Raw genomic sequence first — 12991 nt, forward strand, 5'->3', positions numbered from 1 at the left:
CCGGCGCGGCAGATCAGAGGAAGATGACATGTCGGACAAGGTGAACCGCACCCGCAGGTGGGTTTTGCTTGGTGGTGCAGCCGCCATTGCGACCGGCTTCGCGATCCGGGAGTACCGCTTGATCCCGCAAGATTATGCGGGTGGTCAGATTGACGTGGCCGAGGCTTACAAGCAAGCCCAATCCGGTGATATTTTGTTGGTGGACATCCGCACCCCGCGGGAATGGCAGGCGACCGGAGTGGGTGACGGTGCGCACCCTTTGGATATGCGACGCGAGGACTTTGTCCAAGCGCTTGAGCGTCTTATCGACGGCAACCCTGAAACCCCCGTGGCACTGATTTGTGCACGAGGCGTGCGGTCGGCGCGGTTAAGCAACCAACTGACCTTGGCAGGGTTCACAAACATCATAGACGTACCCGAAGGCATGCTGGGTTCGACCGCAGGCCCGGGCTGGGTGCGTGTTGGGCTTCCAGTCAAAAGTTACAAAGAGGACACATAATGCGCGCGAAACACTTGATGGCTTTGTGTTTTGCTTTTTCCGGGCAGGTGGCTGTGGCTGCGTGTGGCGCGGACGAAGGCACCTGTGACATTTCATCTGGCAGTTACCACATCGAATTACCGGACAGCGAAAACCCGCCATTGGTGATATTTCTGCATGGCTACGGTGGCAGCGGGTCCGGCACGATGAAGAACCGGGGCATGGTCGAACCGTTGCTGGCCCGGGGATACGCAGTGATGGCGCCGGAAGGGGCCGTTCGAAATGGCCGCCAAAGCTGGAACTTTTACGATGGGTTTGGCGACCGCGACGAAAAAGTGTTTTTGACCGAGGTGGTTCAGGACGCGACGGACCGGTTTGGCATAGATGGCGAGCGTGTGGTTCTTGGCGGTTTTTCGGCCGGAGCGTTTATGGTGAACTACCTGGCGTGCGCAGCGCCCGAAACCTTTTCTGCCTATGTGCCGGTGTCAGGCGGTTTCTGGCGGCCGCATCCTGAAACCTGCGGCGGACCCGTGCGGTTGTTTCACACTCATGGCTGGGTCGATAACGTAGTCCCGCTGGAAGGGCGGCTTCTGGGCGGCGGACGCTACCATCAAGGAGATATCTTTGCTGGTTTGGAAATCTGGCGCGAAGCCAATGAATGCGTTGACACCAAGCCTGATGGTTTTGGGACAACCGATCAGTTTATGCGCCGCAGGTGGACATGCGCTGACGGTGGTGCACTTGAATTCGCTTTGTTCCCGGGCGGTCATACCGTGCCCAATGGCTGGGCAGATATGATGGTCGACTGGTATGAAGGGCTGCCGGGCGGTTAATTACTCCGCCGGTGTCATGACACCTTTACCATCCAGCAAACGTTTCAGTTCCGTCCGGTGACGGCGGGCTGAACGGGTGATGGCGGGTTCGTTAAAATCCTCGCGCATTCCGACCATATGCCGGGCCGCACCGACGGACACGCCGCTTAGCGCTGACAATGGTATTGCCAGCGCAAGGCTGATCGCAATTGGGGCCAACCAGAACGAGACCAGACCTGCCAGGATACCGGCGCTAAGTGCAACACCGATGATCGTTTCCAGCGCATGGCACAGGATCAATGTCCGCAGGCTATAGCTGCCGCCATCCCGTTCCTGCCGTTTCCAGCCTTTTTGAATGCCAAGCACAGTCCGAAAGACGGCAATCATCTGCTGCACCATCAGGATCGGCGCATAAAGCACCGACAGGATCACTTCGGCCAGAAACGAGGTGAAGAACCGACGCTTTCCACCAAAGTCGGAATAGCGCACGCCGCTGAGGGGCAGGGCCGCGACCCCCAGAACTTTGGGGGCAAGCAGCATCGCGTACATGACTAGAATGATCAAGACATGCCGCGTTTCGGTCATTTCTGGCCATTGCGGGAACATCGGGTTGTCAGGGCTGAAATAATGCAGGACCGAGGCGTCTTCGCCCTGACCGATCAATGCCCACATCACCAGCAGCGCAAACCACAGGGGCGACATCAGATATCCAACGGCTCCGTGGAACATGTGAAAACGTGACACCGAGCGGAAGCCGCGCGACCCGAGCAGTTTCAAATGCTGCAGGTTGCCCTGACACCAACGCCGATCTCGCATGGCATGATCAATGAGGGTTGGAGGTGTCTCTTCGTACGATCCACGAATACGCGGCAGAAAACGCACACCCCATCCGGCACGGCGGAGCAGACCGGCCTCGACAAAGTCATGGCTCATGATCAGTTCTTCCTGCCCGTTGAGGGACCGGAGTTTGGGCAGCCCCGCACATGTTGCGAAGGCTTTGGTTCGGATGATGGCGTTATGACCCCAATAATTGCCTTCCTGGCCGCACCAGCGGGCCAGACCTTCGGCAAAGGCGATGCCGTAAACGCCGTTGGCGAATTGCTGCATGCGGGCGAAAACCGACTGCGCGCCGATCAGTTGTGGGTAGCTCTGGATCAGGCCTGCACCAGGATCACGCGCCAGCGAGTCGGTCAGGCGGGCAATGGCGCGGCCGGTCATCAGGCTGTCGGCATCCAACACCAGCATTGCATCCCAGTCCGAGCCCCAGCGGCTGACCCAGTCGGCGATATTGCCGACTTTACGGTCCGTGTTTTGTTCGCGGCGGCGGTAGTACAATTCCAATCCCGGGGCCAACGTTGTGCGAAGCGCCTCGATGCTGGCTTGCTCCTGCGCTGCAATCTCAGGGTCACGCGTGTCCGAAAGGATAAACATGGCATAGTGATGCTGCCCGCCTCGGGCCTGCAACTCCTCCAGCATGGTTCTGGCGTTGCCAAGCACGAACCATGGGACCTCGTTGTAGACCGGCATCAGCAAGGCCACGCGCAAGGCTTGTGGACGTCCCTGACGGGCCGGGCGCTCCTGACGAGACAACGAGACCATGCCCAGCAATACGGTGCAGACCGTGAACGAGATCCAGAAGAAGTTAAAAGAGATCAGCGCCAGAAGGACGGCTTCGATCAGATTGATCCCCTCGGCCCCGAACCAATCGGTCATGACCCAGAACAAACCGAGCGTCGCAGCCATTGCCGGTGAAAACGCCAATGCCCGCCAGAACCCGGCTGAGTGCCGACCGGTGCGCGACGGCACTTCGGCATCCCGGAACCCGGCGCGAAAATCTTGCGCGGGCATCGCCAAAGGAGCCTGTGGCGGCATGATATGCAGGTCGTGGCTCATGTCGTCCATCTGTACAACCAGACTTCTGACGCGGCTTGTTTGCCAAGTCTTAGTTGGGCGCGCAATTCGACGTGGTCGCGATCGCCGGGCTCGAACGAGAAGGCCAGTCGTAGGCCACCAGTGTCGGGGTTCCGCTGCAAGACGCCTTCCGAGGTTTCCACATGCGGTGATTGCACATAGATATTGAGCGCTTCGGGGTCTTCAAACAGTTCACTGGCCTCGAAATCGATAACGGCCAGACGCCCTTCACCAAAGGTGTTTTCGCCCATGGCGGTATTGATCACGCGGGGCATCGGGGTGCGCTGCGGTTCTTCACCCCAAATCAGGCTGTAGGATAGGTCCACTTGCTGACCGGGCACATAGGGCTCGGCCGGACGCCAATAGGCAACGATGTTGTCATAGATCTCCTGGTCAGCCGGGATTTCCACCAGCGTAACTGTGCCTTTGCCCCAATCGCCTTGCGGCTCGACCCACAGACTGGGCCGTTTGTGATATTGGGCTTCGAGATCGGCGTAATCAGAAAACGCGCGCTTTCGCTGCATCAGACCAAAGCCTTGCGGGTTGGTGTCGACGAAAGACGAAACCTGCAGACGGGTCGGGTTTGCCAACGGGCGCCAGATGACTTCACCTGCTCCATTGCGGATCAGCAGCCCGTCACTGTCATGCACCGCCGGCCTGAAATCGTCGAACCGACCGTGATTGGTTTGATCGAACAGGAACATCGAAGTTCCCGGCGCGATTCCCACGTGATCCAGTTCAACACGAGGGAACAGGGTTGCTTCGATCTCCATCGTGCAATCTGCACCAGCGGTGACGTTAAACCGATAGGCGCCGGTCACACTGGGGCTGTCCATAAGGGCGTGCACAACCATATTGCGCTGGCCCGGCTCAGGACGTTCTAACCAGAAGCGGATGAATTCGGGAAATTCCTCACCATCCGGATCGCCGGTTTTCAGGGCGAGCCCACGGGCCGACAGGCCATAAACCTCGTGCAGGCCAATTGCACGGAAATAGCTTGCACCTTGGAACACACAGAACTCATCCGTTTTGCCGGGACGGTGCATTTCCGTCCGCAGGCGTAGGCCTGAGAATCCAAGCGTCTCATCCACGGGAAGCTGCGGCACTTCGTCGGATTTATCGAACATCTCCAGATCAAAGGCGACGGGTTTGGTCATACCGTTTTCGACGGTCGATACCTGAACGGTCCGCGGGAAGTAGAGACCGGGTGTGAAGAAATCGATGTTGAACGGCGTTTCGGTTTCAAACCATAGCGCGCGATCCAGCCGGAAACGGATTGACCTGTATTGTGGATACGTCAGATCCTGCCATTCCTGTGGAACCATTTCGCGTTCGGCAAAGGGACGACTGGCCAGATCGCGAGCCAGTGCAATGACGTCATTGCGGTCAAACGGCACCTCTCCGCCCGATGCAAAGGTCGCGGGCGCCAGAAACAGCGCGGAAGTTGAAGCCAAAAAAGCGCGACGAGTTAAATTCATTTCTTCGATTTCCAAGGCTGTGACTTAAACCACGCGGCCAGATAGGCCACGCCAATGATCATGGCAAAGCCAATCATGTTAGCGACGAACACGCTGGCAAAATCCCGCCCAGTTTGATCCAGAGCGACGCCAATCAGCCGAGCGGCGGCCATCGAGAACACAAACACCGCCAGCGATTGTTGACCCACCTTGGTGATCAGTTTCAGCACGACCTGCCAAGCGCGCGCGCCGACACTATCACCAGATGCAATCAGGCGGTGGCCGTGTTCACCCGCAATCACCCAACCCAGGTAGGCCAGCGACAAGAAGTGCAGATAGCGGAACAAGCCGAACTCAGTCTTTCCACGGAATTCCTTGGTCAGTGGCCAGATGTCACGGATTTGTTCAGCCAGACCCGGTGCAGCAGATTGGACCCACAAGAAGACTTTCCACGATCCGAATGGCGCCGACAGGATCAGAAACAGCGCTGCTGCCCAGATCAGGGATTTTGAGACGGGCGGGGCAGGGATCCAGCCACGCATGAAGGCGAAACCGGTGAAAAACAGCAATTGCCAGCCAAACGGGTTGAAAAACCATTGCCGGTCAGACCAAGGCTCGGCCGGAAGGGCCAGAATACCTGTTTGAGCGACCAGCCAGATCGCAACCGAGGTTGCGGCAACAGCCCAGAACCCAACCCGTGACAACGCCATGAACAACGGCATCATCGCCAGAACCACAAGATACATCGGCAGAATGTCAAAATAGTTCGGCACGTAAGTCAGGGTGAAGATGCCGACCATCTGAGGCAGCGGATCGTTGAAGAAATGCTGCAGGTTCAGGGATGAGACATAACTTTTTTCAAACAGGCCGGAATTGTCCAGCGCAGCCATGCTCATGGCGACAAAGAAAAACAGGCAGACATGCGCCCAGTAGACCTGCCAAATGCGGAACGCGACGCGGGCTGTGCCCAGCAACCACCCCTTGCGCAGGAATGCACCGCCAAAAGCGATCGCCGAGGCCATGCCCGAGCAGAACACAAAGATCTCGGTCGCGTCGGAAAAGCCAAAGCGGGCGGGAATCCACTTGGCCCAGGGGTCATTCGGGATATGGGCGATCAGGATGATGAACATCGCGATGCCGCGATAGAAATCCAAGCGCGGATCGCGCACACGGGCGGTCGGGGCCACGGCCGACGCCGTAACCGGAGCAAAATCAGAAGCGGGCGATACAGTCGCCATACGGTTTCTGTCCTTCTTGGTCTTTTTTGTTATTCTGCGGGGACGCTATGTGCGTCATCGCTGTCGCGGGCCGCGTCGATCAGGGCGCGGCGCGCAAGTGCGTAATTGTCTTCGCCTCCAGCGCGTTTGGCGCGGCGGTCATCCAGGATGCGTTCCACCGCCTCCAGACGACCTGCGCGCAGGCCCGAATCGATGGTTATGCGTTCGAATACATCGCGTTGGGCGTGGCTGCCACCGGCCAATTGCATCGATCCTCGGGCGTTCGATAAGAAGTCGAAGGCGGCGCCATACTGGCCGTCGCCAAACGCCTCTAACCCTTTGGCCGCTGCGACACCGGGATCGGACATACGGATAGGTGTATCCCCATGATTACGCCCGGCGTCTTTTTGAATACGTTGCAGCATTTTGCCCGTGGCCTCGGACCGGTTGTCGCCGGTCAAAGCCAGCAAGTAGTGCAGGTCTGCAAAAATCAGACACCCGTCTTCGGTCCGTGCCGCACTCAGATCGGCCAGTTCTTCCCATCTGTTGCCAACATCCACTCCTTCCAATTCCAGGCGTGAGAGCAACGATGTGGCGTTTGAAATGTCCCGATAATCGTCAGTCTTATCTCGGCGGATATGCTCGTCATACAGCTCTATCACGTTCTCGACCTGACCAAGATCCAGATGCATCAAAGCCTTATGCCACCAGACGTGATAGCGAAAGTTGTTGCAATGCGCCCATGCGTCCTCGCGCCCGGCCAGCCAATCAAGGCCCAGCTTCGCGTTTCCAGTCATTTCATGGACATGTGCAACCGCGTGGAGTCCCCAAGCATCGTCAGACACCATCCAAAGAGCCTGACGACCTGCGATCTCGGCTTTTTCGTAGGCACCGGTTTCTTCCAGCGCAAAGGAATGACAGCCAAGCAGATACCCACGCCCGGCATGGTCGGGCTCATAAGCGGGCATGACGCGCTCGATCGAGCGGCGCATACCCTCGGAATCGCCAAGTACGAACCGTGTCGCATGGCTGAGCTTCATGGCCAGCGTATCGTCGGGATGGGCACGCAAAATCTCTTCGAATTTCTGCACAGCTTGTGTAGGCAGGTCGGCCAGATACAGCTCTAACGCTTGGACATACAGCTTTTCACGCGCCGAGACTGGCTGCCGCTGCATTGCTGTATTGGCCGCCGCCAGTGCCTCACTGGCAACCGGTAGCATCTCGCGTCGGCCCAGCAGAACCATGAACAAGCCCTTGATCGCGTGACCCAGCGCGAAATCAGGTTCCAGTTCCAGTACTTTTCCCAAGTGCTGCGGCGTGACCGCAGCATGCGCCATGAACCCCAGCAGAACACCATTCCAGGCGTCGACACTTGCCGTCTGGGTCAGGGTGTTCATTTGTCCAAAAACGTCTTGTTTCATACTTGGGTCCAATCTGATTGCGACATTTGTCATTGTTCGATGTAACAGAGTGTGCAGGCGGCTCGTAACAGTATCGACCCTGCTCTCGAATTGGTGAAAACCCGTGTGTGTAAAAAACGAAAAAAACCGCCGATTCAACGGCATGTTTCAGCAAGTTGCCGCCTAAAGAGGCAAGTGTTTCAATCCTCGAACGGGTTTTCGGCGCTTAGAACACGATCTGTGTCCGCCCCAAAAACAGGCGGAGCATCACGGTATGTTACGGGCGTGCGCGACAGATTCAGGGGATTCCCAATCAATTGGACTTCGCCTGGTTGGGCCTGCATGGCGACTTGCATCTTTCGAGCCGTGACCTGCTCTGTTGAGAAAACCTGATCAAGCGTCTGTACTGGTCCGACAGGTACCTTCCGTGATTCGAGCTCTGAAATAACGGTGGTCGTACTGTGGTTTTTCAGGGCAGGGCGCAAAACTGCGTTCAATGCGTCCCTGTTATCCAGTCGTGCGGGATTGGTGGCAAAGCGTGGATCATCCGCAAGCGCGTCTTGTTCAATAAACGCGCAGAACCGTTTAAATTGGCTGTCATTTCCAACCGCCAGAATGACGTGGCCATCGGCCGTTTCATAGACCTCATAGGGCACGATATTGGGATGCCCATTTCCGCGACGCTCGGGGACAGAGCCTGAGGTCAGGTAGTTTACGCCCTCGTTTATTAGCCAGGCCACTTGCGTATCGACCAAAGCCAGATCGATCTGTTGGCCCTCGCCGGTCAGATCGCGGTGGCGCAGGGCGGCCAGAATGCCAACGGCGGCGTACATGCCGCACATCACATCCGCGATGCCAACACCCACTTTCATCGGCGCGCCTTCCGGATCGCCGGTCAGGGACATGATCCCACCATACCCCTGCGCCATCAGGTCATAGCCGGGTTTGCTGGCATTGGGGCCGGTCTGACCGTAGCCCGAGATTGAACAGTAAACGAGGCCGGGAAGATCATCCGCCAAGCTTTTGTAATCCAGCCCGTATTTCGCCAAGCCGCCGGGTTTGAAGTTTTCGATCAGGATATCTGCATGGGACGCCAATCGCTTGATTTCAGCCTGTCCCTCGGGCGTGGTGATGTCGATGGTCACGGATTTCTTGTTGCGGTTGGCTGACATGAAATACGCGCTCAGATCCGAGCGGTTGCCATCGGAGTCTTCAACGTAAGGCGGTCCCCATTGACGGGTATCGTCGCCGCCTGTGGCCGGGTTTTCGATCTTGATGACGCTGGCGCCCAGATCGCCCAACAATTGCGTGCAAGTCGGCCCGGCCAAAATGCGAGAGAGATCCAGAACCTTGACGCCCTTCAGTGGCCCATCAGATGCGGCCATCGTAACCTCCTCGGTCAATTTCCGCGGCAATGACGGTAAAGCGGTCGGCTGCCTGGGCTGCGTCCAGTGCGGCCCGCAGTTCCTGGCGGTTGTGCACGGTGTAACCGTAGCCGCCAAGCGCGCGACCTAGGGCGGCAAAGTCATGACGATCAAAATCGACACCGCGATTGCCCATCTGCCTTTGGCGCTGCTTCAGCTCGATAAGCGCAAGGCTTGCGTCGACCAAGACCAGAAAGATCGGGTTGCCACCCATCTCAGACGCTGTCGATAGCTCTCCGGCGACCATAAGGAACCCGGCATCGCCGGAGAAACTGATGACTGGGCGCTGGGGCTCAACCAGTTTCAGGCCGATCGCCATCGGCACTGCACAGCCCATGGTGCACAATGCAGACGATTGGATCAGGCCGCGCGCCTCGCTACAGTTCCACATCTGGCTCAGCAGAATGCGGTGCGCGCCGCTGTCGGCCGTTGCAAGCGTTTCAGCAGGCAAAGCGGCCCGTGTTTCCGCAATAACAGCGGCAGGCCCCCATTCATCATCCGTCGGGAAAGCCTGAGCCAATGCGGTTTTGACCTGATCGGGTTCACTATTGGGCCAAGTTGCACGGGCAGGATTTCCTTTGGCAATTGCTTCAAGGGTTGCGCCGGTGTCAGCCACCAGATTCAATCCTGCCTGATGCATATAGTGATCGTTCACCACCGCAGAAATATCGATCACGCGCGTTTCTTCAGGATCCCAGATTTCACGCCAGCCGGGGCGCATTTCGATTGGATCATAACCAAGACAAAGAACCAGATCGGCCTGCTCCACCAAGGGGACAAGGTGTTGATCCGCCAAAGGTGACAAACCGGCCCCGCCAAGACATAGCGGATGATCCTCAGGCACCACGCCTTTGGCTTTGTACGTTGTCACGAAAGGGATGCCGAAATGTTCCAAAAACGCCTGAACAACGCTGCTCGATCCGTCATACAAAACGTCCAGACCAACAATGGCAAAGGGGCGTTCTGCCTCGGCCACCCAGCGTCGGGCTTTTTCAAGACAATTGCCCTCAGGCGCGACGGCCGCGGCTTTCGCCAATCTGCGCCGTTTCGGCGAACTGACGCGCGTATCCGCAACCGAGATTGGGACATCGATATGAACCGGACCGGGCCGACGCTGTGTGGCGAGCGACACGGCCTTGTCCGCAACGATATCTGCGCCCTCGGCGGTCAACAGGAATGTGCCTTTGGTGATTGAACGGTAAACCTGGCTGTGATCCATGACCTGATGGGTGTAAGTCAGCGCCTCATCCGCCTCGACACACCCAGTCAGAACGATCATGGGCACACGGTCCTGCAGCGCATTGGCAACCACGTTGATGCCATTCATCGCGCCGGGGCCAAGCGTGGCCACAAGGATTGCAGGCGCACCGTCGCGGTGATGCACAGCCTCGGCCATGAAACCGGCGGCGTTTTCATGTTTGGTCAGATGAAACGTGATTCCAGCCTGTTCCAGCGCATCAACCAAAGTCAGAACTTCACCACCCGGCATGCCAAATGCGTGGCGGCATCCGGCCTCGTAAAGGCGTTGGGCCAGAAGATCAGCCGCGCGGGGAGGGGTGTCCTGCATCAATCGTGCTCCGAATTACTCAATGTGACGCAGATTGCGGAGGACGCACCCGGACGCAAGGCGGATCACGCCAGTGTGACTATTTGACAGCGTTTTCTGCGATGTCCTGAAACCTATTATCCAATTCTGATGCGATATCAGACAAGGCTTCGCCCCCCTCATAAACGTAAGGTGCAAAGACAAAACTTGGCGTTTTGTAAGACAGTGTCGCCGTGCCGTCGTCATCTTCCGTGACATAAAATCGGATGGGAGCCTCGATCATGGCAGCGGTTGAGGTTTCAAGCACGCGCACGGCAAAGTCGTTGTTGAAAACACCGATCACCATGTTGCCCGGAATCGTGATCCCTCGCGCGGCTGCCGCTTTGGTTGGCCCGGCCTGCGTGACAACGATCAGCCCGTTTTCTTTCACCGCTGCTTTTGTATCCGCCACCAGTTCGTCGTAGCTTTTCCCGGTGTCGTAAACAGCCCAACCGGACAAAGCTTCGTCGGCCAGTGCAGGTAAGGCCAGCAGACATATGATTGCCCCAAGAACTTTCATCCGATGACCTCCGCTTTTTTGGTCGGACCCTTGATGCCAGAAATCGGACGGATACGCACTCACATTCTTGTGCGGTCCAACGTGACGCGGACTTGCGCCTTAGTCGGTAAAGCCGCAGAAACAGGGAAAACGAAAGGCAAGCTAAACGTGGCCCAGACCCGCATTCTCATTTGCAACAGTTGTTCCGGCACCCGTGATCGCGACGCCGAGCGTCAGGCTGTGGCGCGCGCGCTTGCCGAGGCAGGTCTGGCAGAGCGTATTGAGCTGGCCGAGCATGCTTGTTTCAATGGCTGTCAGGATCCGGTGGCGCTGGCGCTGCAGGGGGCCGGCATGGCCTCTTACGTGTTTTCCGGGGTCGATGTGGTGGCGGATGCGGATGATATTGCAGCAACCTGCCAGACCTATCTGGATAGCCCTACGGGCTGGATTGAAGACGCCCGGCCATGCGGGCGGCTTCGTTTGTGTTTGCGAACGCGCATACCGGCGCTTCAGTCGACCTGAATCACTTGTGAGGCGCTGACGGGAACCCCGTCGACCATTAGCTGGCTGTGGCTGTTGCTGTTCAGCGAAACCTCGATTTCAACCTCGCCCTTGGGCAGGTCTGCAAGATGCATCCAATTGCCGTAGAGCCGCGCGAGCTTTAGGCCATTGGCATATACATGCGCGTGCCCTTTGCCCGGTTGGTCCGCAGCAGATGCGCTTTCCGGTGCGAATTCGAAGTTTTGCGGCAAGACATGCAGGTTCCAACCGGCCATGGGGTCTTTGACCACAGCAATTTTCATGCTGGGCGCGTTTGGTCCAGCAGGCAAGTTGATCATCGCAGAATGATCATGCGCTGCGGCTTCGGCCTGATGGCCTCCATGATGCGCGGGATCAGAATGATCATGGCCATCAAACGTGACGCCGTTGGCCGCAGCCAGCACAAAGCCAGCCCCACCACCAAAGATCAGGCCAATTGCAAACAAAGCAAGTGAGCGGGACATCTCGTATCCTTGAAAAGGGAAAAGCCCGCCGGGGTGGTTCCCGACGGGCCGTTAAGTCGCCAGTTAGGCGTGTGCTTCGGCGTGCTTAGCCTCTTTTTGCCAGAAGTATCCTGCAAAAGACCCAACCAGAACCCAAGCGGCCAAACCGATGCCAAACGCTCGCGCCGCGAATAGGGCGCCGATCTCGGTCGGGACGGGGCCAGTGAAAAACTCCGGCTCGGGCGCACCGATGATATGAGGCGCCATCAGCAGAACCGCAGCGATCACATAGCTGATGAGGTTGGAACCAAAAGCGATCAACCACATGGCTACGGCAGCGGTTGCAACGGTCGCAAACCACCAGATCTGACGTGCGAAGACATCAGCGGCGGCCACACCCGGCACCTCGGGTGCCAGGGTGAAACCCGGTGCGAAATGTACCGCGACAAATCCGGCAAGCCCCCACAATACGCCCGTTCGGCCATCAACCTTATGGCCTTGTCCTTCGGCAATCGACATCAGTGCTACAACAATCAGTGTGTAGCCGGTGTAAGTCAGCATCGTGAAGACTATGCTAAGGGCGTCACGCTGAAGATCCGAGAACATGCCTGGCAGTTCGGGATGTGCGGTGACGGCCGCGCCGCCGAAATGTATCAACTCACCTGATTCATACAGCTCTGCATGCAGCAATACGGGTTGCACGAACACCAACTGCAGCAAGGCGGCAATCAGCCCCGCTGCAGCGCCAGCGAACAAAGCGCTGGTCAGAATGCGACTGAACATGGGCTCAGTGGCAGGGGAAGCCGGTGGCGTGACGCACGTCATGGGCGGCGTCATGCAGCGCGGATGCCTGCACGTGACCTGCCAGCGTGACGATGCCAAGGCCCAGAACCACTGCGAAAACCGCTGGAATTAGGCCTGCGCGCGAGGCGGATGCCTTAAGCGTTTGTGTTGTCATTTCTCGTCCTCCTGTGCCGTCGCACCCGACGGCCGGTGTTTCAATACTCGCCTGGCAGGTCTCCTGGCTCGCGGGTCGGTGCCTCTGTTCGCCTTCCCCCCAAAACTTCGGGAGTGGCTTGTTGAACACAGGCTCACCGCTTACAGTCGCGGGGGCGGCTTTGGATTAGACTTCAAAGGAAGGCGCACCAAATTCCCTCTTAGCATCCGGATATCTCCGGCAGGACCAGACGCGCCCATTTAGCCGGGAACGTCGCGCCGACGCAAT

13 protein-coding genes and 1 riboswitch are annotated in these 12991 nt (G+C 57.9%); of the genes, 3 read left to right on the forward strand and 10 right to left on the reverse strand.

What is annotated here, in order from left to right:
• Positions 1–28 precede the first annotated feature (28 nt).
• Both Q1B21_RS05465 and Q1B21_RS05470 read left to right on the forward strand, forming a co-directional pair.
• Complete coding sequence (locus Q1B21_RS05465) at positions 29–499, forward strand: rhodanese-like domain-containing protein (RefSeq protein ID WP_299886889.1); 471 nt, start codon at positions 29–31, stop codon at positions 497–499.
• Positions 499–1311, forward strand: a complete 813-nt coding sequence (locus tag Q1B21_RS05470) for a PHB depolymerase family esterase (RefSeq protein ID WP_299886892.1) — start codon at positions 499–501, stop codon at positions 1309–1311. The genes Q1B21_RS05465 and Q1B21_RS05470 overlap by 1 nt, the downstream gene beginning before the upstream one ends.
• Here Q1B21_RS05470 and mdoH read toward each other — a convergent pair whose 3' ends face one another.
• The 7 genes from mdoH to Q1B21_RS05505 all read right to left on the reverse strand — a co-directional run bounded on the left by mdoH (position 1312) and on the right by Q1B21_RS05505 (position 10804).
• Positions 1312–3183, reverse strand: a complete 1872-nt coding sequence (mdoH, locus tag Q1B21_RS05475; protein WP_299887562.1) for a glucans biosynthesis glucosyltransferase MdoH — start codon at positions 3181–3183, stop codon at positions 1312–1314.
• Positions 3180–4679 (reverse strand): glucan biosynthesis protein, encoded by a 1500-nt coding sequence (locus Q1B21_RS05480; RefSeq protein ID WP_299076508.1) that lies wholly within the window; start codon positions 4677–4679, stop codon positions 3180–3182. The genes mdoH and Q1B21_RS05480 overlap by 4 nt, the downstream gene beginning before the upstream one ends.
• Entirely contained in the window at positions 4676–5896 is a 1221-nt protein-coding gene (locus tag Q1B21_RS05485) for an OpgC family protein (protein ID WP_299886895.1), read from the reverse strand. Before Q1B21_RS05485 ends, Q1B21_RS05480 begins: the two co-directional genes overlap by 4 nt.
• A gap of 29 nt (positions 5897–5925) precedes the next feature.
• Entirely contained in the window at positions 5926–7296 is a 1371-nt protein-coding gene (locus tag Q1B21_RS05490) for a tetratricopeptide repeat protein (protein WP_298936752.1), read from the reverse strand.
• A 179-nt stretch (positions 7297–7475) separates the two neighbouring features.
• Positions 7476–8660 carry a CaiB/BaiF CoA-transferase family protein gene (locus tag Q1B21_RS05495; RefSeq protein WP_299886899.1) on the reverse strand — a complete coding sequence of 395 codons (1185 nt, stop codon included), beginning with the start codon at positions 8658–8660 and terminating at the stop codon, positions 7476–7478.
• Positions 8647–10266 (reverse strand): thiamine pyrophosphate-binding protein, encoded by a 1620-nt coding sequence (locus tag Q1B21_RS05500; RefSeq protein ID WP_299886902.1) that lies wholly within the window; start codon positions 10264–10266, stop codon positions 8647–8649. Before Q1B21_RS05500 ends, Q1B21_RS05495 begins: the two co-directional genes overlap by 14 nt.
• A gap of 79 nt (positions 10267–10345) precedes the next feature.
• Positions 10346–10804 (reverse strand): DUF302 domain-containing protein, encoded by a 459-nt coding sequence (locus Q1B21_RS05505; protein ID WP_299886905.1) that lies wholly within the window; start codon positions 10802–10804, stop codon positions 10346–10348.
• A 3-nt stretch (positions 10805–10807) separates the two neighbouring features.
• On the opposite strand from Q1B21_RS05505, the gene Q1B21_RS05510 reads away from it, so the two are divergent.
• The gene (locus Q1B21_RS05510) at positions 10808–11305 is read left to right on the forward strand and encodes a DUF1636 family protein (protein WP_299886908.1); all 498 of its coding nucleotides are present in this window, start codon (positions 10808–10810) and stop codon (positions 11303–11305) included.
• Here the strand turns inward: Q1B21_RS05510 and Q1B21_RS05515 are convergent.
• From Q1B21_RS05515 to Q1B21_RS05525, 3 genes are all read right to left on the reverse strand, one after another.
• Positions 11293–11787 carry a hypothetical protein gene (locus Q1B21_RS05515; RefSeq protein ID WP_299886911.1) on the reverse strand — a complete coding sequence of 165 codons (495 nt, stop codon included), beginning with the start codon at positions 11785–11787 and terminating at the stop codon, positions 11293–11295. The genes Q1B21_RS05510 and Q1B21_RS05515 overlap by 13 nt on opposite strands.
• A gap of 63 nt (positions 11788–11850) precedes the next feature.
• Positions 11851–12549: a CbtA family protein gene (locus Q1B21_RS05520; RefSeq protein WP_299886914.1), complete on the reverse strand. Its 699-nt coding sequence runs from the start codon at positions 12547–12549 to the stop codon at positions 11851–11853.
• A 4-nt stretch (positions 12550–12553) separates the two neighbouring features.
• Positions 12554–12724, reverse strand: a complete 171-nt coding sequence (locus Q1B21_RS05525; RefSeq protein WP_298936745.1) for a CbtB domain-containing protein — start codon at positions 12722–12724, stop codon at positions 12554–12556.
• A 35-nt stretch (positions 12725–12759) separates the two neighbouring features.
• Positions 12760–12969: riboswitch (cobalamin riboswitch) on the reverse strand.
• Between the last annotated feature and the right edge of the window lie 22 nt (positions 12970–12991).

This window comes from uncultured Ruegeria sp., from assembly GCF_947504215.1.
Lineage (GTDB): Bacteria > Pseudomonadota > Alphaproteobacteria > Rhodobacterales > Rhodobacteraceae > Ruegeria.